The sequence below is a fragment of the Verrucosispora sp. WMMD573 genome (assembly GCF_027497175.1).
Taxonomy (GTDB): domain Bacteria; phylum Actinomycetota; class Actinomycetes; order Mycobacteriales; family Micromonosporaceae; genus Micromonospora.
Window position 1 is genome coordinate 1,092,427 of sequence record NZ_CP114901.1, and the last position, 24,734, is coordinate 1,117,160.

The following is a 24,734-nucleotide window of genomic DNA, read 5'->3' on the forward strand; positions in this document are numbered from 1 at the left end:
GGTGTCATTGCCCACATTCATCCAGCCCGGCCGGCACGACCAAAACGCTCATACGGGACACTTGCCCCATGACCGACCTCACTCCGCTGCTCGCCTTCCGCTGGAGCCCCCGCTCCTTCGACCCGGTCGCGGAGTTGACTCCAGCCGAGGTGACGACCCTGCTGGAGGCGGCACGGTGGGCACCGTCGGTCGGCAACCGCCAACCGTGGCGATTCGCCGTCGGGCACCGCGAGGACGAGACCTTCAAGCGGATCCTGGTCAACCTGCCGGCGGGCGAGCAGCGGTGGGCCGGGCGGGCCAGCGTCCTGCTGCTCGCCGCGTACCAGCCCGCCGACAACCCGTTCGCGGTGTACGACCTGGGTCAGGCGGTGGCCCATCTGACCGTGCAGGCCACCGCGCTGGGGCTGCACGTGCGTCAGGTCGCCGACCTCGACCGGCCCGGCCTGGTCGCCGACCTCGACCTACCATCCGACGTGCGACCGTACGTGGTGACGGCGGTCGGGCAACTCGGTGACCCGTTCAGCCTCCCGGCCGACCTGTTGCGTGACGAGACGTCACTACGCCACCGCCAACCATTGCCAGAACTGGTCCTGAGCTGCTCGAACGCTTCGCGCTGAAGCAACGAAGGCGAGTCTTGTCCCAAATCCCGGACGAGCCTTCCCATACCTGAGGTCCATCACGTAGTGTCACTCTGTCATGTGGCGGGCGCACCTTCTCCTTGGTCGCCGCGACGAGGCCTGACGGCCGGCACCTCGTCGCGGAGTTGAACCGCGCCGCCAGCATTTCCCGGATCCCGCTCGGCCTTCCCGCCGACCTTCCACTGCTGACGTCACATGACCAGGGGAGAACTCCGCGATGGCTCACCCAGCCGGCACCACCGACATCGACTCCGATCCGTTCGCGCGTCAGCGCCCGAGCCGGATGCCGCACACCCGTTACCAGCCGTACCGGGAACAGTTCCGGATAGACCTGCCCGACCGCACCTGGCCGAGCCGACACGTCGAGGCCGCCCCGCGCTGGTGCGCGGTCGACCTGCGGGACGGCAACCAGGCGCTGATCGACCCGATGTCGCCCGAGCGCAAGCGCCGGATGTTCCAGCTCCTGGTGCAGATGGGCTACAAGGAGATCGAGGTCGGCTTCCCGTCTGCCAGCCAGACCGACTACGACTTCGTCCGGCAGCTGATCGAGCAGGACCTGATCCCCGAGGACGTCACCATCCAGGTGCTGACCCAGTGCCGGGAGCACCTGATCGACCGCACCTTCTCCTCGCTGCGCGGAGCCCGCCGGGCGATCGTGCACTTCTACAACTCGACCTCGACCCTGCAACGCCGGGTCGTGTTCGGGCTGGACCGGGACGGCATCACCGACATCGCCACCAGCGGCGCCCGGCTCTGCCAGAAGTACGCCGAGATCCACACCCCGGACACCGAGATCTTCTACGAGTACTCGCCGGAGTCCTACACCGGCACCGAGCTGGAGTACGCGCTGGAGGTCTGCGCAAAGGTCATCGACGTGATCGACCCCACCCCGGACCGCAAGCTGATCATCAACCTGCCGGCCACCGTCGAGATGGCCACGCCCAACGTGTACGCCGACTCGATCGAGTGGATGCACCGGCACCTGCCCCGGCGGGACAGCCTGGTGCTAAGCCTGCACCCGCACAACGACCGGGGCACCGGGGTGGCCGCCGCCGAGCTGGGCCTGCTGGCCGGCGCCGACCGGATCGAGGGCTGCCTGTTCGGCAACGGTGAGCGCACCGGCAACGTCGACCTGGTCACGCTGGGCCTGAACCTGTTCTCCCAGGGCATCGACCCGATGATCGACTTCTCGGACATCGACGAGATCAAGCGGGCCGTCGAGTACTGCAACCAACTACCCGTGCACGAGCGCCACCCGTACGCCGGCGATCTGGTCTACACCGCGTTCTCCGGTTCCCACCAGGACGCCATCAACAAGGGGTTCACCGCGCTGGAGGCCGACGCGGCGGCGGCCGGGGTGCCGGTCGACCAGTTCACCTGGGCGGTGCCGTACCTGCCGATCGACCCGAAGGACCTGGGCCGCAGCTACGAGGCGGTGATCCGGGTCAACTCGCAGTCCGGCAAGGGCGGCGTCGCGTACATCATGAAGACCGAGCATCAGCTCGACCTGCCCCGCCGGCTCCAGATCGAGTTCTCCGGCGTGGTGCAGCAGGTGACCGACCACGACGGCGGTGAGGTCGATCCGGCCACCATGTGGCAGATCTTCGCCGGGCACTACCTGCTCGACCACCAGCGCGACCCTGCCGTGGCGCTGTCCGAGTACACGATCGGTACCGCCGACGGGAAGGTCGAGATCGCCGCCCGGATCCACACCGGCGGGCAGGATCGCTCGATCACCGCGATCGGCAACGGCCCGATCGACGCGTACGTCAACGCGCTGGGCTCGGCCGGTGTGAGCGTACGCGTGCTCGACTACCACGAGCACGCGCTCTCCTCCGGCGGGGACGCCCAGGCCGCCGCGTACGTCGAGTGCGAGGTGCAGGGGGAGACCGTCTGGGGCGTCGGCATGGACGCCAACATCATCACCGCCTCCATCAAGGCGGTCACCAGCGCCGTCAACCGCGCCCGAGGCTGAGACGACAGGCGGGGCCTCGCGCCGGCGCGAGGCCCCGCGTCACTTCGGCGTGGAGACCGGCAACGAGTGGCAGGGCTGGGCCGGTGGCGGGCGGCGGGCCGGCCGGTGGACCAGCAGGGCGGCGATGAGAGCGCCGGCCACCAGCAGACCGGCGCACCAGAGCAACGCGCCACGGTAGGCCGAGGTGAGTTCCGCGGACTGTTCATACCCCGTGCCGGTGAGCCCGACCAGCAGCGGCAGGGCCGCCACCGCGAGCAGCCCGCCGACCCGCGAGGCGGCGTTGTTGAAGCCGCTGGCCACTCCCGCGAAGCGGTCGGCGACGGCGGCCAGCACCGAGGCGGTCAGCGGCGCCACGACCAGGGTCAGCCCGAGTCCGAAGATCGCCACGCCGGGCAGCACCTCCCGCCAGTACGATGCCCCCGGCTCGATCCCGCGCAGCATCAGCAGCCCGACGGCGGCCAGCAGCGGCCCGACGGTCAGCGGCAACCGGGGTCCGATCCTCGTCGACAGCGCACCGGTGACCGGCGAACCCACCAGCAGCAGCACGGTCATCGGCAGCAACGCGAGGCCGGTGAGCAGGGCTGACCAGCCGACCACGTTCTGTAGGTACACGGCGATGAAGAAGGTGAACCCGCCGAGGGCGGCGTAGACCAGCACGGTGAAGAGGTTCAGCACCGAGAACAGCCGGCTGCCGAACAGGCCGGTGGGCAGCATCGCGGTCTCCCCCCGGCGTCGCTCCAGGAACACGAATGCCACCGCGGCGACCGCCCCCGCCAGGGCCGCCACCACCACCGCCGGCGAGTCCAGGCCCCGATCGGGGGCGTCGACCAGGGCGTACGTGACACCGGCCAGGGCGAGTGCGCCGAGCAGCGCACCGGCCACGTCGAACTGGCGGGTGCCCCGCTTCCGGGACGCGTTCTCGTCCCGGCTCTCGGGAACCCAGCGCAGTGTCGTCAGTACGACCACCGCCGCCAGCGGCACGTTCAGGAAGAAGATCCACCGCCAGGAGAGGGCGTCGATCAGCCACCCGCCGATGAACGGACCGAGCGCGGTGGAGACACCGGAGAGCCCCGACCACGCTCCGATCGTCTTGGCTCGGTCGTCGGGATGGAAGCTCGCCTGAAGCAACGCCAGCGAGCCCGGGGTGAGCAGGGCACCTCCGGCGCCCTGAAGGAACCGCGCGGCCACCAGCCAGTCGGTGCGCAGGGCGAGCCCGCAGAGTATGGAGGCGGCGGTGAACCAGAACACGCCGAGCAGGAACACCCGTCGACGCCCGAACCTGTCGCCCAGCGCCCCACCGAGCAGGACGAACGCGGCGAGCGTCAGCAGGTAGCCGTTGACGGTCCACTGAAGACCGGCCACCGACGCGCCGAGGTCGGCCCCGAGGTGGGGCAGCGCCACGTTGACCACGGTGCTGTCCAGGAAGACCATGCCCGAGGCGAGCACGGCTGCGGCCAGGGTGCCCCGGCCGGCGCTGCTGCGCAGGCGGAGGGCGGACGAGGGTTCGGGCATGGTTACCAATCTGCCGTGCGCCATCCGTCAGACACCAAGAAACACCGAAACCCTAGCCGGGTACTGTGCGGGATCGCCGGAAGCCCGCAAGCTGGAGAGGTGTCGTCTGTGCGTACCAGATCAGGACCGCGCGTCCCGGGGGCGCTCGCGCTCATCGCGGCGCTGACCCTCGGCGCCGCCGGCTGCGTCCCGCTTGAGGAGGAGCCGGTCACGCCGCCGAGCGGCAGCGGCAACATCAACCAGATGCTCTCGGAGCTGACCGTCGCCGAGGCGGGTTCGATGCGCGGCTACAGCCGCAACCGCTTCCCGCACTGGCGCAAGACCGGCCAGAACTGCGACGTCCGCGACACCGTGCTGGAGCGCGACGGCAAGTCCATCGAGCACTCCGGCTGCAACGTGGTCGGTGGGCGTTGGGAGAGCGTCTACGACGGCCGCACCTTCACCGACCCCTCCGACGTGGACGTCGACCACATGGTTCCGCTGGCCAACGCCTGGCGCTCCGGCGCCGACGAGTGGGACGACTCGAAGCGCGGCGACTTCGCCAACGACCTCGACCGGCCGCAGCTCTTCGCGGTTTCCGCATCCTCCAACCGGGCAAAGGGTGACCAGGACCCGTCCCAGTGGAAGCCATCAAACCGGTCATACTGGTGCCAATATGCCGGGGATTGGGTGGCGGTGAAGCACCACTGGCAGCTGACGGTGACCAGTGCCGAGCAGGCCGAGCTGGCCGACATGTTGGAGGGCTGCACATGGGAGAGCAAGCCGTGACCGGCGCCGACGGGGCACCGGCGCCCGAGCGTACGCCGGACCCGGGTGGCGAGGACGCGGCGGCGGCCACCGGCAGCCCCGGCCCGGCCACGGCCGGTATGACCGCGGACGGTGCCGCCGCGGGAGAGGTGGAGGTGCCGGGCGCCGGGATGACCGCCGACGCTGGCGGGGCCACCGGCCCGCAGAGCCGCACCGCCGACATCGTGCCGGGACCGGGCGGGGTGATGACCGACGAGGTCGGCGTGGTGACCGGCGAGCTGACCCTGCGCACCGACTTCGCCGACGGCCGGGTCAGTCTGCACGTGCAGTACAAGGACGCCGACGAGTGGTACGCGGTCACCGGCGGCAGCGCGCCGCTGGCCGACGCTTCCGGGCTGGACGCGGTACACACCATCGCCCTCGGCCTGCTGCACCGCCCCGAGGGCTGACCACCCTGACCACCCCGCTTCCGGCAACAAGCCGGCGAGGGCCCCTTCCGGCAGCTCGGGCGTGCGGAAGGGACCCTCGCGCGCACGACCTACACGAAGGAGCCGGGCTCGGTGGGGGCGGAGACGACCGAGGGCTCCTCACCCTCGCCCGGCGGCCGGGTGATCTCCACGCTGACCTTGTGCCGACGCAGTTCCCCGCTGGCGATCTGCTCGGCCCAGTGGCAGGCGACCCGACTGCCGCCGATCTCCCGCAGTTCCGGCCGTTCGTCCGCGCAGCGGGTCGGCTGCGCCCACGGGCACCGGGTGTGGAAGCGGCAGCCCGACGGCGGGTTGGCCGGCGAGGGCAGGTCACCGGCGATGAGGATGCGCTCCCGGCGGTCCTCCACGTCCGGGTCGGGCACCGGCACCGCCGACATCAGCGCCCGGGTGTACGGGTGCAGCGGTTCGGTGTAGAGCCGGTCGCTCGGCGCCTCCTCGACCAACGCGCCCAGATACATCACGCCGACGGTGTCCGAGATGTGCCGGACCACCGCCAGGTCGTGCGCGATCACCAGGTAGGTCAGACCGAGGTTGTCCTGGAGTTCGTCGAGCAGGTTGACCACCTGGGCCTGGATCGACACGTCGAGCGCGGAGACCGGCTCGTCCGCGACGATGAGTTCCGGCCCCAGCACCAGCGCCCGGGCGATACCGATGCGCTGCCGCTGGCCGCCGGAGAACTCGTGCGGGTAACGGGACAGCGACCAACGCGGCAGCCCGACCTGGTCCAACGTCTCGGCGATGATCTTGCGACGACTGTCCCGGTCACCACCGATACCGTGCGCCTGTAGCCCCTCGGTGAGGATGGACTCGACGTTCTGCCGGGGATCAAGGCTGGACATCGGGTCCTGGAAGATCATTTGCATCCGACGCCGCATCGTGCGCAGCTTGTTCGGTGCCAACGTGGTCAGCTCGACCCCGTCGAAGCTGACCTCGCCCGAGGTCGGCGGGGTGAGCTGGAGCAGCGCCCGCCCGAGCGTGGACTTTCCGCAGCCCGACTCGCCGACCAGGCCGTACGTCTGGCCGCGCGTGATGCGCAGGTCAACGCCGTCGACCGCCTTGACGTGGCCGACCGTACGGTCGAACAGCACCCCCCGCTTGATCGGGAAGTGCACCTTCAGGTCCCGTACCTCGACGAGGGTGTCCTCTCCGGTCATGACGGCACTCCGCTTCGCTGCGTGCCGCCATGAGGCACCACCACACTGAGCCGATTGATTCGCTCGCTGCGCTCGCTCACGGCGTCTCCTCCTCGCTGGGGGCGGCGGCCAGGCCCGGCACGGCCGGCGGGTCGTCCGGCACCGCCTGCGCGGGCACCGAACCCGGCGTGGCCTGTCCCGGTTGCGTCTCCCGAACGTCGTCGCCGCGGGTCAGACCCGGCAGCGGGGCCGGGTTGACGCAACGGTAGCTGCGGCCGTCGTGGGTCAGCACCAGTTCCGGCGGCTCGCCGACGCAGGCATCCACCCGCCGGGCGCAGCGCGGGGCGAAGGCGCAGCCGTCCGGCCAGGGAAGCAGGTCACGCACCGAGCCTGGAATGGGGTTCAGCCGCTCACCGCGCCCCGCGTCCAGGCGCGGCACCGAGCCGAGCAACCCCACGGTGTACGGGTGCCGAGGCTGACGGAACAGCGGACGCCGCCGGGCGGTCTCCACCACCCGACCGCCGTAGAGCACGTTGATGGTGTCGCACATGCCGGCCACCACGCCCAGATCGTGCGTGATCATCACCAGCGCGGTGCCGGAGTCCCGGACCAGATCCTTCAGCAGTTCCAGGATCTGCGCCTGGATGGTGACGTCCAGCGCGGTCGTCGGCTCGTCGGCGATGAGCAGTCGGGGCTGACAGGCCACCGCCATGGCGATCAGGGCGCGCTGGCGCATCCCGCCGGAGAGCTGGTGAGGGTACTCCTTCAGCCGCCGCTTCGGGTCGGGGATGCCGACCCGGTCCAGCAGCTGCGCGGCCTCCTTCGCTGCCGTCTCCCCCCTCATCCCACGGTGCCGACTCAGCACCTCGGTCACCTGAAGCCCGATCGGCACGACCGGGTTCAGCGACGACAGCGGATCCTGGAAGATCATGGCGACGTCCCGACCCCGGATGTCCCGCCGCGACCGATCGTCGAGCTGAAGCAGGTCGGTGCCGTCGAAGACGGCCTTACCGGCCACCTGGAGGCCGGGCTGCTTGGGCAACAGGCCCATGATCGCCAGTGAGGTGACCGACTTGCCGCAGCCGGACTCGCCGACCAGGCCGACCACCTCACCCGCCTCCACGGAGAAGGAGACTCCGTCGACGGCCCGTACGGTCCGCTGACCGCGCCGGGCGAAGGTGACGGACAGGTCTTCGACATCAAGCAGTGCCATACCGCACCGCCCTTTCGTTCACGGACCCGGAAGTCGCATACGCACTGTTCATGCTAGGCACACCTACTTCCGCAGCTTCGGGTCGAGGGCTTCACGCATCGCCTCACCGAGCAGGGTGAACCCCAGCGCGGTGATGATGATGGCGACCGCCGGGTAGATGGCGAGGGCTGGCCGGATGCCGAGCCACTGCTGCGCGTCGGCAAGCATCACGCCCCACTCGGGGGTGGCCGAGTCGGGGTTGCCGAGTCCGAGGAAGGACAGCGCGGCGGCCTCGATGATCGCGGTGGCCAGCGTCAGGGTGGCCTGCACGATGACCGGAGCGAGCGAGTTCGGCAGCACGTGGGCCAGCGCGATCTTGGACTTGCGGACGCCGAGCGAGGTGGCGGCCAGCACGTAGTCGCTGTTGGACTGGGCGATCATCGAGCCACGCAGCAGCCGGGCGAAGACCGGCACCGAGACCATCCCGACCGCGATCATCACGGTGGTCAGGCTCGGCCCGAGCAGTGCGGCGATGCTCACCGCGAGCAGCAGGCTCGGCATGGCCAGCAGCATGTCGATGAAGCGCATCAGGACGGTGTCCACCCAGCGGCCCAACCGGCCACCGAGGCCGGCGGCGGCACCGGCGACGCCACCGATCAGCGCACCCACGGCAAGACCGATCAGGGTGGCGACCACGCCGACCAGCAGGGTCTGTCGGGCCCCGACGATCATCCGGCTGAAGACGTCCCGGCCCTGGTGGTCGTAGCCGAGCCAGTGCTCGGCCGAGTGACCGGGGATCATCCCCTGCCCCACCCGGACCACGCCCTCGCGGATGCCGATGGTGTCCTTCGGGCCGTACGGCACGAAGAACGGGCCGACGACCGCCACCAGCACGAAGATGGCCAGGATCACCGCGCCGACGATGGCCGCCGGGTTGCGCCGCAGCCGGCGGAAGGCGTCCTGCCAGAGGCTGACCCCTCGCTCCTCGTCGCGGGCGGCGAGTTCGGCGAGCCGGTCGATCTTCTCGCGCTTCTTCCCGCCGATGGTCGTCATCGGACCCTCACCCTCGGGTCGATCAGGCTGTAGGAGAGGTCCACCATCAGGTTCACCAACACGTAGACCACCGCGATGATCATGATGAAGCCCATCAGCACCGGATAGTCGCGCTGATCGATCGAATCGGCGAGGAAGGCGCCGATCCCGCTGAACGCGAACACAGTCTCGGTGAGCACCGCGCCGGAGAGCAGACCACCGGTGAGCAGACCGATCGAGGTGGCGACCGGAAGCATGGCGTTTCGCAGCACGTGCCGGCGACGGACCACGTTCTCGGTCAGGCCCTTGGCCTCGGCGGTACGCACGAAGTCCTCGTTGAGCACCTCAAGCACGCTGGCCCGGGTGATCCGGACGATGATCGCCAGCGGAATGCTGGCCAGCGCCACCCCTGGCAGCACGAGATGCATGAGCGCGTCGGCGGCGGCGTCCCACTCCCGGGTCATCAGCCCGTCGAGCACGAAGAAGTTGGTGATCCGGGTGGCGTCGATGGTCGGGTCCTGCCGGCCGCTGGAGGGGAACCAGCCGAGGTTCTCCGAGAAGATCGCCTTGAGGATGTACGCCAGGAAGAAGACCGGGATGCAGATGCCGATCAGCGATCCGCCGACGGAGGCGTGGTCGAGGAACCGGCCGCGCCGGCGGGCGGCCAGGTAGCCCAGCGGGATGCCGATGCCGATCGCGATCACCATCGCGGTGATGGTCAGCTCGACGGTGCCAGGGAATCGTTGCAGGAACTCCGTCGTCACCTCGCGCTTCGTCGAGATGGACGTACCCAGGTCGAGGCGGATCATCCGGCGGACGAACCGGCCGTACTGGATCAGGATCGGCTCGTCGAGACCGAGATTGCGGCGGATCGCGGCGCGCATCTCGGGCGTGCCCCGCTCGCCGAGAATGGCGGTCTCGGGGCCTCCGGGCAGTCGCCGGAGCCAGATGAACAACAGGATGGAGAGCCCGAACAGCGTGGGTATCAGCTGAAGCAGGCGTCTGACGATGAACCGGAACACGGCGGCCTCGGAAGGGGGCAAGGGATCACGGGCGGGCGCTGTGGGTCACAGCGCCCGCCCGTGGTCGGTGCGTCAGATCAGGACTTGAACTCAGCGGTGGCGAACCGCTCGTCGGTGAGCGGGCTCGCCTTGACCCCGGTCACGTCCTTGCCGAACACGATGGCCGGCGGCGAGTGCGAGATCGGCACACCGGGCAGGAAGTTCATGATGTCGGCGTTCAGCTCCTTGTAGAGCGCCACCCGGGCCGCCTGGTCCGCAGTGGTGTCCGCCTGACGGAACTTGTCGAACAGGGCCTGGTTGTTGAAGCCCCACTCGTCCTTCTGCCGGTCGAAGAACGTACCGATGAAGTTGTAGCCGTCGCCGTAGTCACCGGTCCACCCGAGGAAGTGCAGGTCGTGCTTGTCCCCGGAGGTGGTGGCGTTGAGGTAGTCCGGGCTCCACTTCAGCGGGATCGGCTCGATCTTGATGCCGGCCGCCTGCAGGTCCGCCGAGACCAGCTCGAACAGGTCCTTCGGGTTCGGCATGTAGGGCCGGGTGACCTCGGTCGGGTAGTGGAACCGCAGGGTCAGGTCCGACGCGCCGGCCTCGGCCAGCAGCGACTTGGCCTTCTCGACGTCGTACTCGTACTTGGTGACGTCGCCGTTCCAGCCCTCGACCGTGTCGGGGAAGAAGTTCACCGCGACCTGGGCGCCCGGGGGCAGCTTCGAGTCGACAAGCGCCTGACGGTTGATGGCGTGGGCGAGCGCCTGCCGGACCTTCAGGTCGGCCAGCTTCGGGTTCCCCTTCTGGTTGATGCCCAGGTAGAGGATGTTGAAGGCGGGCCGGGTCAGGACGTTGAAGCCCTCGTTCTTGAGCGGCTCGACGTCGGCCGGGCCGACCAGGTCGTAACCCTGGATGCCGCCGGAGCTCAACTCCTGCTTACGGGCGTTCTCGTCCGAGATGGTCTTGAAGATCAGGCTCTTCAGCTTGGCCTTGTCGCCCCAGTAGTCCTCGTTCCGCTCCAGGGTCAGCGTCTTGTTCGCGATGTCCCAGGTCTTGAACTTGAACGGGCCGGTACCGGTCGGGTGCTCGGTCGCGTACACGGGGTACTTGATGTCGTCCGCACTACCGCCTACGTTGCTGGCGTCGTACTCCTGGAGCGCCTTCGGGCTGTGCATGGAGAAGGACGGCAGCATCAGGGCGGCCGGGATCTTGCTGGAAACCCGGCTGAAGGTCAGCGCGACCGTGGTGGGGTCGGTGGCAGAGCAGGACTTGAAAAGGCTCTCACCGAGGGTGTCGTCCTCGTTGGCGGCGAAGCCACCCATGACGTCCTGCCAGTAGGCGGTCACGTCCGGGCTCTGCATCAGGCCCTTGGCGTTGTACCAACGGTCGAAGTTGGCGCAGACGGCCTCGGCGTTGAAGTCGGTGCCGTCGTGGAACTTCACGCCGGACCGCAGCTTGAACGTCCAGGTCGTACCGGCGGCGTCCGGCTCCCACGACTCGGCGAGGCCGGGGCTGACCGTCGTGCCGCCCTCTTCCGGGCGAACCAGCGTCTCGAACACCTGGCGGGCCACGCGCAGCGACTCACCGTCACTGGCGAAGCTCGGGTCGAGCACCTTCGGGTCAGAAGCGACGCCGAAGACGAGCGTCTCGTTCTTACTACCGCCGGAACCTTCGCGGTCGCTCTCGGCACAGCCTGCAACCGCGAGGGCCGCGGCCGCCACGGCCGCGATAGCGACCTTCGGCCTGGATGCACGCATGGTGCTTCACCTCGTCCTTGGGGGTACGGACAACGTGGTGACAGGGTCACCGATGGCCGTGACCTTAGCTCCCGTTCGGACCGGCGGGAAACGGCGCTGGAAGCTCTTGGTACCGGATCGTGTCCTTAGTGCCTGGCCCCGGTCACGCGGACCAGCAGGCGCACGGACAAAAGCGCTCAATAGCCCCAAACAATCGATATCATTCTGTTACATCGATTGGGCAGAACATCAGCAGTGTGTCATACCGTCGACCCGGCACCTCTTACGGCGTCGGCGGGGCTGGGCACGAGGGCAGACGTACCAGATCGAAGCCGGCATCCGGGGTGCCCAGCCCCCGGAAATCAAGTCGATGGCACAGCTGCAACAGTCCGTCCGGCCAGGGACCGTAGGCCTCGGTCGACTGGACGACCAGCGACAGTGCCGGCTCTCGGCGGATCTCCCAGATCTCCACCTGCCGCTCGGCGGCCAGGTCGCGCAACCGGTCGTCGGACGTCCCTGCCCCGGCGGCGACCGCCGCCTCGGCGTAGTCGCCAGCCCGTCGGTCGAGTTCCGCCGCAGCCGCCGTCTCGCCGCGGTCGCTCGCCTCGCGGAACTGGCGCATCTTTCCCGCGACACACCACCAACCGGCCAGCACGGCAAGCACCAACAGAGCAGCCAGCACCGAGGGTGCCCAAGGCCGCTCGTCCCGTTCCTGCCGCACCTCGACCTCCCTCGCGCCGCAGGCAACCGGTGGGGCCGGCCACTACCAGCACGTCACCGCCGACGGGCAACCCCCACGGGCCGCCGCTCGGCGGATCCGTCACACGGCGCGGCGGCCCTCGAACGCCCGGCCCAGGGTGATCTCGTCGGCGTACTCCAGGTCGCCGCCGACCGGTAGCCCGCTGGCCAGCCGGGTCACCGCGATCCCCATCGGCTTCACCATCAGCGCGAGGTAGGTCGCAGTCGCCTCGCCCTCGGTGTTCGGGTCGGTGGCCAGGATCAGCTCACGAATCGCGCCGCCGCCGAGACGGGTCATCAACTCGCGGATGCGCAGATTGTCCGGCCCGATGCCCTCCAGCGGATTGATCGCCCCGCCGAGCACGTGGTACCGGCCGCGGAACTCACCGGTCCGCTCGATCGCCACCACGTCCTTCGGCTCCTCGACCACGCAGATCACCTCGTCGGTGCGGCGCGGGTCGCGGCAGATCCGGCACTGGTCGGACTCGGCGACGTTGTAGCAGCTGGTGCAGAACCGCACCAGCTCCTTGACCTTGCGCAGCGCGCCGGCCAGCCGGTTGATGTCGGCCGGGTCGGCGGACAGCACGTGAAAGGCGATCCGCTGGGCACTCTTGGGGCCCACGCCCGGCAGTCGGCCCAGCTCGTCGATCAGATCCTGGATGGCGCCCTCGTACATCTGTGGGCTCAGAACCCGGGCAGGCCGAGGCCGCCCATCCCGCCCGCGACCGGGCCCATCTTCTGCTCGGTCAGCTCGCGAGCCGCCTCGGTGGCGTTGTGTAGCGCGGCGACGACGAGATCCTCCAGGGTCTCCACGTCGTCCGGGTCGACAGCCTTCGGGTCGATCTTGATGCTCTTGACCTCACCGGAACCGGTGACGACAGCGGTGACCAGGCCGCCGCCGGCGGTGCCGGTCACCTCGGCCTCGGCCAGCTCCGCCTGTGCCTTGGCGATCTGCTGCTGCATCTTCTGCGCCTGCTTCAGCATCTGCTGCATGTTCGGCTGTCCACCAGGGCGCACGGATCGCTCCTTCGTCTCGTTTGCTCGGCCGCCGCTCAGCCTATCCAGGTGAGGGGGGCGATGCCGCGCCGGACATCCTCGGCGGGCCGGACCTCGCGACTCAAAGCCGCCCAAGGCGCCGCGGCACCAGCCGGACCAGCCACTCGCGATGATCGCGGTGGCTGATCAATTACAGGGCGGGAGGCAACGCCGATACCGGGCTCACTAAAAGGCCACATCAAACGCGCTTGACTTCCAACTAAACGAAGACTATGGTCGATTTAACTACGGGGGTAGGTGATTCATTGGCAGCAACTTCGAAAGCCGCCAAAACGCGAGCGAATCGGTCATGACCGACACAAATGCGTAGGCGATCTCCATCTCCTTTCATTACCGTTCAAATGCTGGCGCGCGCCCGCATTTGGACGATTAACGCGCGCGCCTCTAGCGCGTCCACAATCAAGGAAAACGCGAAGGGATCAGGATTTTGAAGTTACTTGCCAGGTATCTAATCGTAGCCGGGCTCGGTGCCGCATCGTTGTTCCTCGCTCAGACGCCGGTGAGCGCCGCACCGTCCGTGGATGGTGCGGCCACAGTCGCCGAAGAGAGCAGTCCGGCACCCGAGCAGCCGATCGGGACACTGGGTGGCTGTAGCTCGATCCCGCCGACTCCGTGCGGGGAGGTCCACAACAACTCAAGCCAGTGGGTGGACGCTTCGCTCAACTGGACCTGCGGTGACTCGACGTACGCCTCCTGGACCGCGACCTGCGTCAAGGACAAGAGACGGGTCGCTCCCGGCGGCAAGCTGGGTGGTGGCAGCGTCGACGTAGACGCCTACGGCGTACCGAGCGGCTGCACGTTGTGGGTGACGGTCAACGGGACCAGCTACATCAGGGGTTCGGGGTGGTACAAGATCACCAATCTGCAGACGGCGAAGGTCACTCACGTGAGCTGCACGGGCGGCCCGTGATCTGATTTCGGCGATTCACCGGGTTCCGCATTACATCGGTCCCGATCGACAGCCAGGCCCGATGCGCTGGCGGGGATTGCATTCCCGCCAGCGCGGCGCCGCCGCCCGATCATAAATAATGCCAGCTCGCCCGCTGCGCCCACTAGGCGGTTCTGTTCCACTACCCTGAGAACTTCTCAATACGCGGAGATCAGACAGCTTCGGAGATTTGCTCTCTCTCTACCCACTGCCACTCGACGCCCTCCCGATTCGGACGGACGAATTCAAAGAGTCCGTTCCCGCACCGAGCGGAAGCGCCGGAGACGATTCCGCCGGGAACCCAATATGGCTACTATCGAGCGTTGGTCTCGTCGATCTTCTCAGCGCCGCCGAATGCCTCCTTGAACAGCCGTACCGCCTGTTCCTCGCTGGACTCCCGGGCCGTTCGCTCGTCCAGTACCTCGTCCAGCGGCTCATCGCCCGGGTCGAACCCCTCGTAGGTGGGAGCAGCGGAGGGCCGTATCTTGCCCCCGGTCACCGGCCCGTCGTAGTCCGGGTCGTACGGCGGCTCGCCCGCCCAATCGGCGTCCGCAGCCTGCCAAGTCGCCGCAGCACGCGAGCCACGCCCCGCAGCAGCCGCCCGCGCCGCCGCGAGTGCATTGCTCGCCGGGGCTGCCCCTGAGCCTCTAGTTGCCGGTGTGGAAGGCTGTGGCGGGGCGGATGGCATCCGCCCCGCCGACGCTGCGGCAGCACTCTGTCCCCCGGATGGCCCAGCACTCTGTCCCGGCGGTAGGGGGCCCGCGTCAGGTGCGGTGGCTGAGCGAGGCGGGCCGGCCGAGGCCGCGCCGCCGAGAGGGGCCGTCTTCGGCCAGTCGCCCTGCGACGCACCGGTCCCGCCGGCGCCCGAGTTCTCCTGCCCCGTGCCCTTAGCGATCCCGGTACTCGGGGCGGAGCCGCCGGGGCGGGCCGGCTCGGGCCAATCCTCCTCCTCGGACGCAGCCGTATCACCGGAGTGTCCCGTGCGTCCGGCGGCCGACGGTGGCCGCCGGATGCCGCGATCCTCGGCGGGCGCGGGACTGCTCGGAACAGCGGCCTGGGCGGGCGTCGGGCGGGGGGCGGGCGCGGCCGCGCCGGCCTGGCCAGCGACCTCGCAGCGGATCTGCCAGCGTCCGCCCAACTCCTCGTAGAGCGCGTCGGTGAGCACCTGCGCGTGGTCGGACATCATCCGGGCCAACACTGCCGACTTCACGGTCAGCACGAGGGTGTCCCCGTCGAGGTCACGGACGACCGCGTCGCGCATCAGCGCGGCGATCCGCTTGTTGCTCCGGTTGACCTTGCCGACCACCTCCGGCCAGACCCGGCGCACCGCGACCGCGTCCAGTACGCCGGGGCTCACCGCGCCGGGGCGGGGCGGCTCCGGGGTCGCCGGATCGGGCATGACCGCCGACTGTGGCACGGGTCGCCGGGGCGTGGCCCTACCGTTGGTCGCACCGTCCTGAGTGCCACCCGACCATCCTGGATGACCGTCACTGGGGCCGACGGCCGGACCGTCAGCGGTCCCGTTCATGCCGGCATGGCGACCAGCGTCGGCCCCCTCACCGGCTGTGGTACCTCCCGTACCCGCCCCGGCCGTCGAGGTCACCCTGTCACGACCGGCGTCTTGAGTCGTGCCGTCGGGACCGGCCGACGCATCGTGACCAGAGGAATGGCCATTGCCGCGATCGGCCGACGAGGATGCGTTGCCGCGACCGGGAGGCGGGGCGGCGCTCGACGAGGTGGCGGTAGCCGGCGCGGCAGCGCCGGTCCCGGCCCGGTTCGCGGCGGCAGCCGCGGGCGCGGCGGGAGGCTGGGTCCGTACCGTCGGGGGGTTGGTGGCGGGCGCGGAGCCGGCGGTGGCCGGCGGCGCGTCGGTGCCGGCGAGGGTGAGCCGGCGTTCCATGCGTTCGAGACGCTGGAGCAGGCCGCCGGTGCCGTCGTCGACGCCGGGCAGCAGCATCCGGGCGCAGATCAACTCCAGCAGCAGCCGGGGCGCGGTGGTGCCACGCATCTCCACCAGGCCGTCGTGCACGATGTCGGCGCAGCGGGACAGGGTGCCCGGCCCGAGCTGCTGGGCCTGCGCGGCCATCCGCTCGATCTGGTCGTCCGGCCCGTCGATGAGGCCCTTGGTCACCGCGTCGGGCACCTGCTGGAGCACGATCAGGTCGCGGAGCCGTTCCAACAGGTCGGCGGCGAACCGGCGGGGGTCGTGCCCGGCCTCGGCGACCCGGTCGACGGTGGCGTACGCGGCGGCGCCGTCCCCGGCGGCGAGGGCGTCGCACATCTCGTCGATAAGCGCCGCGTCGGTCACCCCGAGCAGCGCGGCGGCCCGGGCGTAGCTCACCCCGTCGGGGCCGGCACCGGCGATGAGCTGGTCGAGTACGGAGAGGCTGTCCCGGGCGCTGCCGCCACCGGCGCGCACCACGAGCGGGAACACCGCCGGCTCGACAGGCACCCCCTCGGCCTGGGTCAGCTGCTCAAGGTACGGCCGCAGCACCTTCGGCGGGATCAGTCGGAACGGGTAGTGGTGGGTCCGCGACTTGATGGTGCCGAGGACCTTCTCCGGCTCGGTGGTGGCGAAGATGAACTTGACGTACTCCGGGGGCTCCTCGACCAGCTTGAGCAGGGCGTTGAAGCCGGCCGACGAGACCATGTGCGCCTCGTCGATGACATAGATCTTGAAGCGGCTGTTGGCCGGCGCGAAGAACGCCTTCTCCCGCAGCTCACGGGCGTCGTCCACGCCACCGTGGCTGGCCGCGTCGATCTCGATGACGTCGATCGAGCCGGCCCCGTCACCGGCCAGCGAGCGACACGAGTCGCAGGTGCCGCAGGGCTCCGGGGTGGGTCCGTGCTCGCAGTTGAGCGAGCGGGCCAGGATGCGGGCGCTTGAGGTCTTGCCGCAGCCGCGCGGGCCGGAGAAGAGGTACGCGTGGTTGAGCCGTCCACTACGCAGCGCCTGCGACAGCGGCTCGGTGACGTGCTCCTGCCCGATGACCTCGGCGAAGGTACGCGGCCGGTACTTGCGGTAGAGCGCCAGTGCCACGGCGTCCCGCCTCCTCTCGACCGAGCCATTCTGCGCCGACCTCGCCCGCCTGACCACCCACCCCGCCGGTTGCTCCGGGTGCTCCGCCCGACTTGCGGCAGGCCGCGCCGGTGAGTGACCCGCTCTCGCTGCGGCAGGCCGCGACGGGCGCGCTGCCGGGATGATCCACTCCGGTTGCGGCATCTCGCGGCCTCCGGCGGCCAGGAAGCCCTCAGATGCCGCAACTGGTGAACCCAGCGAGCGCCGGAGAGCACCCGAGAACGCCCGAGGGTGCCAGAGACAGAAAGGCCCCCCGTGCACCCGGCAGAGCTCGCTTATCCTTGCTGCCTTCCGGCCCTGGGGAGGTTCACGAGATACCGCCGCACGGGAGGTGCCCCCAGCCTACCCGACCGACCATGGATCTTCAGGGGGTGGTGGGGTGGGCGGCTCGGCGCGGACCTGTATCCTGACTCGCGGAGGATTCGCCTAGAGGCCTAGGGCGCACGCTTGGAAAGCGTGTTGGGTTAACACCCTCACGAGTTCGAATCTCGTATCCTCCGCTCACCTGAGCAGGAAAAACGACAGGGCCGGCCCCTCAGGGGACCGGCCCTGAAACGTCCCTACCGTCGCTCTCGTCCCGCTTGTCGTCTCCAGCGGCACCGTCGGGACTGCTCGGTCGGATCGGTCTCGCCGGGCGTCAGGTGCGACTTTGAGCTCGCCGAGGCAGCTTCCAGTCCGGCCGCGGGAAGTGGCAGGTGTAGCCGCCCGGGTGCTTCTCCAGGTAGTCCTGGTGCTCCGGCTCGGCCTCCCAGAAGGGACCGGCCGGGCTCACCTCGGTGACCACCTTGCCGGGCCACAGGCCGGAGGCGTCGACGTCGGCGATGGTGTCCTCGGCTTCGCTCCGCTGCTCGTCGTCGCAGTAGAAGATGGCCGACCGGTAGCTCACCCCGATGTCGTTGCCCTGCCGGTTCTTCGTGGTCGGATCGTGGATCTGGAAGAAGAACTCCAGCAGGTCCCGGTAGGACACCTGCGCCGGGTCATAGGTGATCTCGATCGCCTCGGCGTGCGTGCCATGGTTGAGGTACGTCGCGTTCGGCACGTCTCCGCCGGTGTAGCCGACGCGGGTGTCGACCACGCCGGGCCGCTTGCGGATGAGATCCTGCATCCCCCAGAAGCAACCGCCAGCCAGGATCGCCTTCTGCGTCGTCATCGCTTTCCTCCCTGCACTGAAGAGATCTACGGGCCAAACGTGAAGACGTACGCACGCAGACCCGGTTGGTCGGCGACGATCGTCAACAGCCGGTCGCCCCGGGACGCACCGGCGACGAGTCGGATCATGCGTGCCCGGTCGATAGGTGCCACGCCGTCCGGGCCGACGTCGGCGCCGCGCTCGGGGCCGATCGGGTTCCCGTCGAGCAGCACCTGGACGCTGGCCGGCCCGGCCGGCCCCGGGTCGACGACGAGGTTCACCTCGCCGGCGTCGAAAGGTAACCCGAGTTCCCCGCCGCCACTGGCCAGCTCGACGTGATCTCCCTCGCTGCGCCAGTCGCCGGCCGCCGCGTAACTGCCCGGCACGCCCCGGTCGGTGCCGAGGTAGGTCTCGGGTGTGATGCCGAGGTAGGAGGGCTCGCCGGTGGCGGCGAACTCCGTCGTCTCACCGCTGACCGGCGGCAGCTCGATACCCGGTGTCCTTATCCCGAGCAGCCGCCGGATCTCCGACTCGACCTGCTCGTAGGCACCCTCGCCAACCCACCTGTCGACGAGTCGCCCGTCGGTGACGCAGGTGTACTCCCAGATGTCGATCAGGACCACCCGGCCGTGCAGATGGTCGGGCGTCAGCGGCGGCGAGTTCACCCACCGATCGACGGTGATCGGAGGGAGTTGCTCGGTCACGCCGATGGTCATGCGGGCACCTCCACCGCCGTGGCGCCGACGATGGCCCGGTCGCCGTCGTTCTGGACGTAGCCGACAACCATGGCTCGGCGGGGATCGAGTTCCGCCGGCACGTCGAGCTCCACCCGCCCGTCGGTCAGGTTGAGATTCGCCGATGCGAAGGTACGGACGACGCCGTCCTGCCGGAGTCGCCGCCCAGCGTTCTCACCCCGGGGTACGTCGTTCTCCAATCCGTCCTCCACGACCGCCACATTCACCATGCCCAACGCGGGCGGCCGATCCACCTGGTAGTCCACCGCCACCCGACGTCCGCCATCGCTGGTCGCCACCGACAGCGTCAGAGACGCGACAGGCGCTGCCGACAGGGCGGAGGTGATCGCCGACGACGCCGCCTGCTGGTTGGAGCCGACGAACTCGACGGTGCCGTTGACCACCATCTGCGGCGTGTACAGCCCTCCGGCGCCGAACGCGCGTGCGTAATCCTCCTGGCGACGGGTGTGCGCCGGATCGCCGTACGGGTCGGCCCAGCCCAGGTGGTCCCAGTAGTCGACGTGAAAGCCGAGGGTGAACACACGCTGGCCCCGCTCCCGGGCGGTGCGTTCGATCTCGGACAGCACCTCCTCGGCCGGCGGGCAGCTGTCACAGCCCTGGGAGGTGAACATCTCCACGACGGCGAATCCGCCGTCCACCGCTGCGGATCGCGATGCGTCCGCCATGGCATGCGTCCTCTCGGTCCGGTCTCGCTGGCCGTACTGCCTTCCCGCCACGCCTGCGTTCATGTCCGAACCGCGAAGAGCCCAACCGTCCAGGCAGGGACAGCTCAGATAAAACGGTGGACGTTATATAACGGTTGACGTAGTATCCACTCATGCAGGAACCCACATTTCTGATCCTCACCGCGCTGGCGGCGCAGCCGCTGCACGGTTACGGGGTGATCCGGGCGGTCGACGAGCTGTCGGCGGGCGAGGTCAAGCTGCGGCCGGGCACCCTCTACGGTGCGCTGGACCGGCTGGCCGAGCAGGGCCTGGTCACCGTCGACCGGGAAGAGGCCGTCGAGGGCCGGCTGCGCCGCTACTACCGGCTCAGCGACGCCGGGGCCGCCGCGTTGCGGGCACAGGTCGAGCGGCTGCGCCGGCACGCCGCCGCAGCCGAAATCCAGTTGGGCAGGCGCCTGGGCGGCGCGCTGAGCTTCGGCCTGGTGAGCACCTCCACCTTCGGCACGGTGACCGGATGACGGCGGCCTGGCCGAACGCCGACGACCGCCTGGAGCGTGGCTACCACAGGCTGCTGCTCGCCTATCCGCGCAGACACCGGCGGCGGCACGGTACCGAGGTGGTGACCACGCTGCTGGAGATGGCGGAACCAGGCCAGCGTCGCCCCCGGGCCGGTGAGGCTCTCCACCTGATCATCAGCGGCCTGCGGCTGCGCTTCCGGCTGCCCGCCGGCCGGCCGTTCATGGCGATCGCGGCGCTGCTCACCGCACTGGTCATGGGCGGCTTCGGTGCCGCCGCCGGCTCCTGGCTCGGCGCCCAGACCTTCGCCGACCTGCCCGACGACGACAGTGCGGCGCGCCTGACGCAGTTGGCCGGCGGGCTCGACGGGGCGAGCCGGTACCGCGTGCAGACAAACTGGCACGCCGACCGGAGCAACGCGACCGCGTCTGTCGCCGCCACCTGGAACGGCGAGCAGGTCCGGCAGCGGTTCGCCGACGAGGGTTGGTCCGTCTCCGGGTCCACTCCGCTCTCCGGGAGCCGGGTCACCGCCAACTCGGACGGCACCACCACCGAGACCACATTGCGTGGCAGCCGGTTCGACGCCGAGTCCGACGGCCTGCTCATCCAGGTACGCGCGTATGTCGCCGACGACGGCGGCCAAGTCTCGATCGACGCCACGCCAACCCGTACCACAGCCTTCCTGCCCCTGGTCGCCATTGGCACGGCCGTCGGGCTGGTCGTCGGCTGGCTCGTCGCGGCGGCCGTCGCGTACCAGATGGCGGCAGCGCCGCCTGGACGGCGGATGACCGCCGGTGGGCTCTGGAGGACCTCTCTGCTGGCGCTGGCGCTACCGACGCTCGCGCTGTACGGCAACGCCGTGCGGATGATCCGCGCCGACGGCGGCGTTGATGACGGCGGCCTGCTCACCGTGCACAGCGCCTTCACCCCGGGCGAGTACTACTACCCCTTCGGACCGTCCTGGCTGATCCTCGGGCTGACCATCGCCGGTCTCGCGGTCGCCGTAGCGACGGTGCTCGTCGCCCGGCCCGGCAAGCAACCACCACATCAGGTCGCCGTGGCGAACTGAGCACGGCGACCCGATCGGCACGGGGACGGAGGCCGCAGGCAACGCCGCGCGGCCTCCGGTCGATGCGCCGCCGCCCGCCAGTTCCGCTGGCGACGGCGTCCGACACCCTTGGCGGTACGCGGACAGCCTCCTAACCTCGCACACGCGCCCAGGACACGAAGCGGTCGAACAGCCCGACCGCTGACGTCGGGTCACCGAGTTCCGCGCTGGCCTGTACGTACAGTGCCGCGAGGTGCACCAGCAACGCGGCCCGGTCCTCCCGGTACTCGCCTAACAGCCGGAGCTTGGCCGCGCTGCACGGCCACCTGACGCCGCAGTTGCGGCAACGCCACGTCGGTCGCGACGGCACGTGCTCCGGGCGACGGCGACTCATCGACGGACCGCCTCGACCGAACGACCTGACCAGGTGCGAGATTCCGGCCGGTGATCACCGCTGCGGATCAGGCCGGCCGGCATCACGAACAGCTCGCGGCGCTCCACAGCGTCGCCCCGGGCATCGAGCCGGTAACACTCGATCCAGGTCCACCCGTCATAGGTGGTCCGGTCGGTGCGGTGCCGGATGACCCGGACCGTGATCGGGCGGACGAACTGCGGAGATGCCGCGCGGGTCAGCAGGAGAACTTGCCCGGGACTGATCGAGCCAGCGCACACGCACGGACCGGGCCGGCGGCACGGATGTGGCCCGACCACGTCCCGGCCGACGAAGTCCCGACCGCCGGCGTCCCGGCCCACGACGTCCCGACCCACGGCGTCGCGGCCGGCAGCATCTCGGCCGGCAGCGTGTCCAACCTGACGACGGTGCGGCCGGCGGCTCGCGCTGTGCTGCTGCACTGGTCACCTCGCTCCGTCCGGCGGTCGAACTGTCTGCACTGGTCACCCGGCCCGCGTCCCGGGGGCGGGCTGAGTCGTCTGCGGTCTCAGCTCGACCGGCGATACAGGTGCGGGTGCCTCCCCCGCGCCGGCTCGTTGAAGCCGCGAGGTCCGCGCCCGCTCACCCCGACTTCGCCGCCGAGCAGTGGTGGATGGGGGCCGCCGTGGTTGCTCGCCCGGCGGCGGCCCCCCGATGTCACGACCGCCGGGTCAAGGGGGATGAACCTCCACCGGCCGCGCCATCGATACCCCAACTTCCCGTAGGTAACGGGACAACTACATGGCGTGTGGGTATGGTCGGCGGATATTCGAGACGTCCGATGGGAGGCGGCCATGAACGACGCGCTGCGGGTGGCGCTGCGGGACACCGGGCACACGATCGAGTCGCTCGCCGAGCGCGTCGGTGTCGACCCGAAGACGGTGAGCCGCTGGTTGCTCGAAGATCGGATCCCGCATGCCCGGCACCGGCTCACGGCGGCAGACGCGCTCCAGAAGAATGTCTCGGACATTTGGCCGGACATTTCGAGACGTCGGGCGCTGGTCTGGTTCCGCCCCTGGCAGGAGATCGAACGCGAGGCGACCACGCTGCGCTGGTTCGAGCCAAACGTCCTACCCGGCCTGCTCCAGACCGAGGCGTACGCCCGCGCGGTCCTCGCCGGCGGCGGCCTGATCCCGCGCAGCGAGGTGGCACGGCTTGTCGACCACCGGATGTCCCGCCAGTTGATCCTGCACCGCGAGGAACCGCCGCTGCTCACCGCCGTGCTGGACGAGGCGGTGCTGCGCCGGCCGGTCGGTGGTCCGGCCGTCATGCGCGAGCAGCTACTGGCACTCGCCGAGGCGTCCACCCGGCCGCACATCCGGATACATGTGGTGCCGTCCACAGTGGGCGAATACGCTGGGCTAAACGGCCCGTTCATCATCGCAACCGCGTCCGATCACCGCCTCGCCGGCTACCTGGACAACCAGTTGCAGGGTCAGGTGGTAAGTGAGCAGGCCGAGATCGCGGCGATACTTGCCGCGTGGGAGAACGTGCGCGGCGAGACGCTCTCACACTGGCAGTCGGTTGACCTGATCAGGGAGGTGGCGGAGTCATGGCATTGAACGACACCCCGGCGCTGGCCGGCGCCCGGTGGCACAAGAGCAGCCGCAGCAGCGGCAACGGCGGCGCCTGCATCGAGGTCGCCGGCAACCTGCCCGACGTGGTGGGCGTACGCGACTCGAAGGACCCGACCGGCCCGGCACTGGTCTTCAGCCCGGCCGCGTGGCGTGCCTTCGTCGCCACCGTCGACAAGACCTGACCACCGTCGTACACATGTTCTATCCACAGGTTGTGGACGCCGGGTGAGTTACCAGCTCAGCGCGGTCGTCGCGGACGCCGAACTGCTACGCGAGGAGACCCGCGAGCTGGATCATGCCGTGCTCGGCGGGCTGCGGCAGGACTTCGCGTTGCTGCCGGTCACGCCGCAGCTCGTGCTGGAGCTGACCGGCACCCCGCCGGACTACCTCACCGACGACCCCGGCCCGGCGCAGCCGTTCGAGTTGATCCTCTCCCCCGCGCTCACCGAGGTCCTGGCCCGCTGGTCGCTGCGCGGCCCGCTGGCGTACGTCGAGGCGGAGTTCGCCGGTGGGGCCGGGCACCAGGCCGCGGCGGTCTGGCTCGACGGTGCCCTCACCTGGGGGCCGCGCTTCGACCCGGCGTTCGACGGGCCGCGCCCGGAGTGGCCGATCAACGCGGCACTCATCGAGCTGGGCGTGGAGCCGGGCCGGTGGATCGACCCCTTCGCCGAGCTGGGGTTGCACGTCGAGCGGAGCACCGAGGGATGGCTCGCGCACGGGCGGCGAGGGCTCAGCGCCGACTACTGGGACGAATTGGCCGACGAATGGGAGGCTCGGCAATAACCTCAGCGCCCCCGCCACGTTGGGGACTGGGGGATTCTGATGAAAATGCGACAATTCGGCTTCATCGCCGCACTGCTTCTGGCTGCCTCGGCATCGGGTAGCGGAGTCATGCCACCGGACACCATCGCCGTCCGCGAGCCCGTCGCGTCGGTGAGCGTCGTCGATCTCGACGGAGTGGCCGATGTGGACTTCGGTGACTCGGAGAGCGAGCTGACCCGGCGCGGCATCCTGCGTACCGACGTCGACGCCTGCGGCCCGACGCTGGCCGGGTACGACGAGATAAGCCCGATCTTCATCGAGGATCGGCTGGTGCTGCTCTGGGCCGGCGACCCGGTCCGCACCCCGGAGGGCATCGCGGCCGGCTCACCCGTCGCCGAGGTCCGGGCGAGCTATCCGACCGTACGCGAACTGCAAGCTCCACAGGGGACGTACCGCTTCGACGGCCTGCTCGCCCGCGACGGCGACCGCGCCTACCTGTTCCTGCACGACGGCCAGACGGTACACAAGATCATCGCCGGGTACGCCGACTGGGCGCACCGCCTCTTCATCGAGGGTCACGCCCCCTGTTGAGCC

26 protein-coding genes, 1 tRNA gene and 1 other RNA gene are annotated in these 24,734 nt (G+C 69.7%); 12 read left to right on the plus strand and 16 right to left on the minus strand.

Features of this window, described 5'->3' with window-relative positions:
• The first annotated feature begins 68 nt into the window (after positions 1-68).
• Complete coding sequence (locus O7601_RS05095) at positions 69-617, plus strand: nitroreductase family protein (RefSeq protein ID WP_281565094.1); 549 nt, start codon at positions 69-71, stop codon at positions 615-617.
• A gap of 238 nt (positions 618-855) precedes the next feature.
• Positions 856-2,613 carry a 2-isopropylmalate synthase gene (leuA, locus tag O7601_RS05100; protein WP_281565095.1) on the plus strand — a complete coding sequence of 586 codons (1,758 nt, stop codon included), beginning with the start codon at positions 856-858 and terminating at the stop codon, positions 2,611-2,613.
• A gap of 39 nt (positions 2,614-2,652) precedes the next feature.
• Here leuA and O7601_RS05105 read toward each other — a convergent pair whose 3' ends face one another.
• Positions 2,653-4,125, minus strand: coding sequence for an MFS transporter (locus O7601_RS05105; RefSeq protein WP_281565096.1), 1,473 nt, complete (start codon positions 4,123-4,125; stop codon positions 2,653-2,655).
• Positions 4,126-4,233: 108 nt separating this feature from the next.
• Between O7601_RS05105 and O7601_RS05110 the strand changes: the two genes are divergently transcribed.
• Both O7601_RS05110 and O7601_RS05115 read left to right on the plus strand, forming a co-directional pair.
• A complete protein-coding gene (locus O7601_RS05110) occupies positions 4,234-4,893 on the plus strand; it encodes an HNH endonuclease family protein (protein ID WP_281565097.1) in 660 nt (219 codons plus the stop codon).
• Entirely contained in the window at positions 4,875-5,321 is a 447-nt protein-coding gene (locus O7601_RS05115) for a hypothetical protein (RefSeq protein ID WP_281565098.1), read from the plus strand. Before O7601_RS05110 ends, O7601_RS05115 begins: the two co-directional genes overlap by 19 nt.
• An 89-nt stretch (positions 5,322-5,410) precedes the next feature.
• Here the strand turns inward: O7601_RS05115 and O7601_RS05120 are convergent, their stop codons facing one another.
• The 8 genes from O7601_RS05120 to O7601_RS05155 form a co-directional block, all read right to left on the minus strand.
• Positions 5,411-6,514, minus strand: coding sequence for an oligopeptide/dipeptide ABC transporter ATP-binding protein (locus O7601_RS05120; protein WP_281565099.1), 1,104 nt, complete (start codon positions 6,512-6,514; stop codon positions 5,411-5,413).
• Positions 6,515-6,590: 76 nt separating this feature from the next.
• Positions 6,591-7,706, minus strand: a complete 1,116-nt coding sequence (locus O7601_RS05125) for an ABC transporter ATP-binding protein (RefSeq protein ID WP_281565100.1) — start codon at positions 7,704-7,706, stop codon at positions 6,591-6,593.
• A 63-nt stretch (positions 7,707-7,769) separates the two neighbouring features.
• Positions 7,770-8,738 carry an ABC transporter permease gene (locus tag O7601_RS05130; RefSeq protein WP_210940307.1) on the minus strand — a complete coding sequence of 323 codons (969 nt, stop codon included), beginning with the start codon at positions 8,736-8,738 and terminating at the stop codon, positions 7,770-7,772.
• Positions 8,735-9,739, minus strand: a complete 1,005-nt coding sequence (locus O7601_RS05135; RefSeq protein WP_210940306.1) for an ABC transporter permease — start codon at positions 9,737-9,739, stop codon at positions 8,735-8,737. The genes O7601_RS05130 and O7601_RS05135 overlap by 4 nt, the downstream gene beginning before the upstream one ends.
• A gap of 77 nt (positions 9,740-9,816) precedes the next feature.
• Positions 9,817-11,478 (minus strand): ABC transporter substrate-binding protein, encoded by a 1,662-nt coding sequence (locus O7601_RS05140; RefSeq protein ID WP_210940305.1) that lies wholly within the window; start codon positions 11,476-11,478, stop codon positions 9,817-9,819.
• Between the two features lie 262 nt (positions 11,479-11,740).
• Complete coding sequence (locus tag O7601_RS05145) at positions 11,741-12,178, minus strand: hypothetical protein (protein WP_210940304.1); 438 nt, start codon at positions 12,176-12,178, stop codon at positions 11,741-11,743.
• A 99-nt stretch (positions 12,179-12,277) separates the two neighbouring features.
• Complete coding sequence (gene recR / locus O7601_RS05150; RefSeq protein WP_093410030.1) at positions 12,278-12,871, minus strand: recombination mediator RecR; 594 nt, start codon at positions 12,869-12,871, stop codon at positions 12,278-12,280.
• Positions 12,872-12,879: 8 nt separating this feature from the next.
• The gene (locus O7601_RS05155) at positions 12,880-13,188 is read right to left on the minus strand and encodes a YbaB/EbfC family nucleoid-associated protein (protein ID WP_247674451.1); all 309 of its coding nucleotides are present in this window, start codon (positions 13,186-13,188) and stop codon (positions 12,880-12,882) included.
• A gap of 709 nt (positions 13,189-13,897) precedes the next feature.
• Here O7601_RS05155 and O7601_RS05160 point away from each other — a divergent pair.
• On the plus strand, positions 13,898-14,161 hold the full coding sequence (locus tag O7601_RS05160; protein WP_281565101.1) for a hypothetical protein: 264 nt from the start codon (positions 13,898-13,900) through the stop codon (positions 14,159-14,161).
• Positions 14,162-14,492: 331 nt separating this feature from the next.
• Here O7601_RS05160 and O7601_RS05165 read toward each other — a convergent pair whose 3' ends face one another.
• Both O7601_RS05165 and ffs read right to left on the minus strand, forming a co-directional pair.
• The gene (locus O7601_RS05165) at positions 14,493-17,219 is read right to left on the minus strand and encodes a DNA polymerase III subunit gamma and tau (RefSeq protein ID WP_281565102.1); all 2,727 of its coding nucleotides are present in this window, start codon (positions 17,217-17,219) and stop codon (positions 14,493-14,495) included.
• Between the two features lie 283 nt (positions 17,220-17,502).
• Positions 17,503-17,592: signal recognition particle sRNA small type (gene ffs, locus O7601_RS05170), an RNA gene on the minus strand.
• Between the two features lie 81 nt (positions 17,593-17,673).
• Here ffs and O7601_RS05175 point away from each other — a divergent pair.
• Positions 17,674-17,758: transfer RNA gene (locus O7601_RS05175), tRNA-Ser, on the plus strand.
• A gap of 137 nt (positions 17,759-17,895) precedes the next feature.
• Here O7601_RS05175 and msrA read toward each other — a convergent pair.
• The 3 genes from msrA to O7601_RS05190 are packed head-to-tail and all read right to left on the minus strand — an operon-like array spanning position 17,896 to position 19,807.
• Positions 17,896-18,408, minus strand: coding sequence for a peptide-methionine (S)-S-oxide reductase MsrA (gene msrA / locus O7601_RS05180; RefSeq protein WP_281565103.1), 513 nt, complete (start codon positions 18,406-18,408; stop codon positions 17,896-17,898).
• Positions 18,409-18,434: 26 nt separating this feature from the next.
• Positions 18,435-19,103, minus strand: a complete 669-nt coding sequence (locus O7601_RS05185; RefSeq protein WP_281565104.1) for a redoxin — start codon at positions 19,101-19,103, stop codon at positions 18,435-18,437.
• Entirely contained in the window at positions 19,100-19,807 is a 708-nt protein-coding gene (locus tag O7601_RS05190; protein ID WP_281565105.1) for a DUF1223 domain-containing protein, read from the minus strand. Before O7601_RS05190 ends, O7601_RS05185 begins: the two co-directional genes overlap by 4 nt.
• Positions 19,808-19,959: 152 nt before the next feature.
• Between O7601_RS05190 and O7601_RS05195 the strand changes: the two genes are divergently transcribed.
• A complete protein-coding gene (locus O7601_RS05195; protein WP_281565106.1) occupies positions 19,960-20,325 on the plus strand; it encodes a PadR family transcriptional regulator in 366 nt (121 codons plus the stop codon).
• Entirely contained in the window at positions 20,322-21,392 is a 1,071-nt protein-coding gene (locus tag O7601_RS05200; RefSeq protein WP_281565107.1) for a hypothetical protein, read from the plus strand. The genes O7601_RS05195 and O7601_RS05200 overlap by 4 nt, the downstream gene beginning before the upstream one ends.
• A 130-nt stretch (positions 21,393-21,522) precedes the next feature.
• On the opposite strand, the gene O7601_RS05205 is transcribed toward O7601_RS05200, so the two are convergent.
• Together O7601_RS05205 and O7601_RS29455 are read right to left on the minus strand one after the other, a co-directional pair.
• Entirely contained in the window at positions 21,523-21,765 is a 243-nt protein-coding gene (locus O7601_RS05205) for a flavin reductase (protein ID WP_281565108.1), read from the minus strand.
• Positions 21,762-22,223 (minus strand): hypothetical protein, encoded by a 462-nt coding sequence (locus O7601_RS29455; protein WP_348650227.1) that lies wholly within the window; start codon positions 22,221-22,223, stop codon positions 21,762-21,764. Before O7601_RS29455 ends, O7601_RS05205 begins: the two co-directional genes overlap by 4 nt.
• A gap of 372 nt (positions 22,224-22,595) precedes the next feature.
• Here O7601_RS29455 and O7601_RS05215 point away from each other — a divergent pair, with 372 nt between their 5' ends.
• The 4 genes from O7601_RS05215 to O7601_RS05230 are packed head-to-tail and all read left to right on the plus strand — an operon-like array spanning position 22,596 to position 24,731.
• Positions 22,596-23,363, plus strand: a complete 768-nt coding sequence (locus O7601_RS05215) for a helix-turn-helix transcriptional regulator (RefSeq protein ID WP_281565109.1) — start codon at positions 22,596-22,598, stop codon at positions 23,361-23,363.
• Positions 23,354-23,560 carry a DUF397 domain-containing protein gene (locus tag O7601_RS05220; RefSeq protein ID WP_281565110.1) on the plus strand — a complete coding sequence of 69 codons (207 nt, stop codon included), beginning with the start codon at positions 23,354-23,356 and terminating at the stop codon, positions 23,558-23,560. The genes O7601_RS05215 and O7601_RS05220 overlap by 10 nt, the downstream gene beginning before the upstream one ends.
• Before the next feature lie 43 nt (positions 23,561-23,603).
• Positions 23,604-24,161: a hypothetical protein gene (locus O7601_RS05225; protein ID WP_281565111.1), complete on the plus strand. Its 558-nt coding sequence runs from the start codon at positions 23,604-23,606 to the stop codon at positions 24,159-24,161.
• A 39-nt stretch (positions 24,162-24,200) separates the two neighbouring features.
• Complete coding sequence (locus O7601_RS05230; protein WP_348650228.1) at positions 24,201-24,731, plus strand: hypothetical protein; 531 nt, start codon at positions 24,201-24,203, stop codon at positions 24,729-24,731.
• Positions 24,732-24,734 lie beyond the last annotated feature (3 nt).

What these genes read in the sequence shown, in the direction of transcription:
- O7601_RS05095 (WP_281565094.1), top strand. Translation starts at nt 69, where the DNA reads ATGACCGACCTCACTCCGCTGCTCGCCTTCCGCTGGAGCCCCCGCTCC.
- leuA (WP_281565095.1), top strand. Translation starts at nt 856, where the DNA reads ATGGCTCACCCAGCCGGCACCACCGACATCGACTCCGATCCGTTCGCG.
- O7601_RS05105 (WP_281565096.1), bottom strand. Translation starts at nt 4,125, where the DNA reads ATGCCCGAACCCTCGTCCGCCCTCCGCCTGCGCAGCAGCGCCGGCCGG.
- O7601_RS05115 (WP_281565098.1), top strand. Translation starts at nt 4,875, where the DNA reads ATGGGAGAGCAAGCCGTGACCGGCGCCGACGGGGCACCGGCGCCCGAG.
- O7601_RS05120 (WP_281565099.1), bottom strand. Translation starts at nt 6,514, where the DNA reads ATGACCGGAGAGGACACCCTCGTCGAGGTACGGGACCTGAAGGTGCAC.
- O7601_RS05125 (WP_281565100.1), bottom strand. Translation starts at nt 7,706, where the DNA reads ATGGCACTGCTTGATGTCGAAGACCTGTCCGTCACCTTCGCCCGGCGC.
- O7601_RS05130 (WP_210940307.1), bottom strand. Translation starts at nt 8,738, where the DNA reads ATGACGACCATCGGCGGGAAGAAGCGCGAGAAGATCGACCGGCTCGCC.
- O7601_RS05140 (WP_210940305.1), bottom strand. Translation starts at nt 11,478, where the DNA reads ATGCGTGCATCCAGGCCGAAGGTCGCTATCGCGGCCGTGGCGGCCGCG.
- recR (WP_093410030.1), bottom strand. Translation starts at nt 12,871, where the DNA reads ATGTACGAGGGCGCCATCCAGGATCTGATCGACGAGCTGGGCCGACTG.
- O7601_RS05155 (WP_247674451.1), bottom strand. Translation starts at nt 13,188, where the DNA reads ATGCAGCAGATGCTGAAGCAGGCGCAGAAGATGCAGCAGCAGATCGCC.
- msrA (WP_281565103.1), bottom strand. Translation starts at nt 18,408, where the DNA reads ATGACGACGCAGAAGGCGATCCTGGCTGGCGGTTGCTTCTGGGGGATG.
- O7601_RS05185 (WP_281565104.1), bottom strand. Translation starts at nt 19,103, where the DNA reads ATGACCATCGGCGTGACCGAGCAACTCCCTCCGATCACCGTCGATCGG.
- O7601_RS05190 (WP_281565105.1), bottom strand. Translation starts at nt 19,807, where the DNA reads ATGGCGGACGCATCGCGATCCGCAGCGGTGGACGGCGGATTCGCCGTC.
- O7601_RS05195 (WP_281565106.1), top strand. Translation starts at nt 19,960, where the DNA reads ATGCAGGAACCCACATTTCTGATCCTCACCGCGCTGGCGGCGCAGCCG.
- O7601_RS05200 (WP_281565107.1), top strand. Translation starts at nt 20,322, where the DNA reads ATGACGGCGGCCTGGCCGAACGCCGACGACCGCCTGGAGCGTGGCTAC.
- O7601_RS05205 (WP_281565108.1), bottom strand. Translation starts at nt 21,765, where the DNA reads ATGAGTCGCCGTCGCCCGGAGCACGTGCCGTCGCGACCGACGTGGCGT.
- O7601_RS05215 (WP_281565109.1), top strand. Translation starts at nt 22,596, where the DNA reads ATGAACGACGCGCTGCGGGTGGCGCTGCGGGACACCGGGCACACGATC.
- O7601_RS05220 (WP_281565110.1), top strand. Translation starts at nt 23,354, where the DNA reads ATGGCATTGAACGACACCCCGGCGCTGGCCGGCGCCCGGTGGCACAAG.
- O7601_RS05230 (WP_348650228.1), top strand. Translation starts at nt 24,201, where the DNA reads ATGAAAATGCGACAATTCGGCTTCATCGCCGCACTGCTTCTGGCTGCC.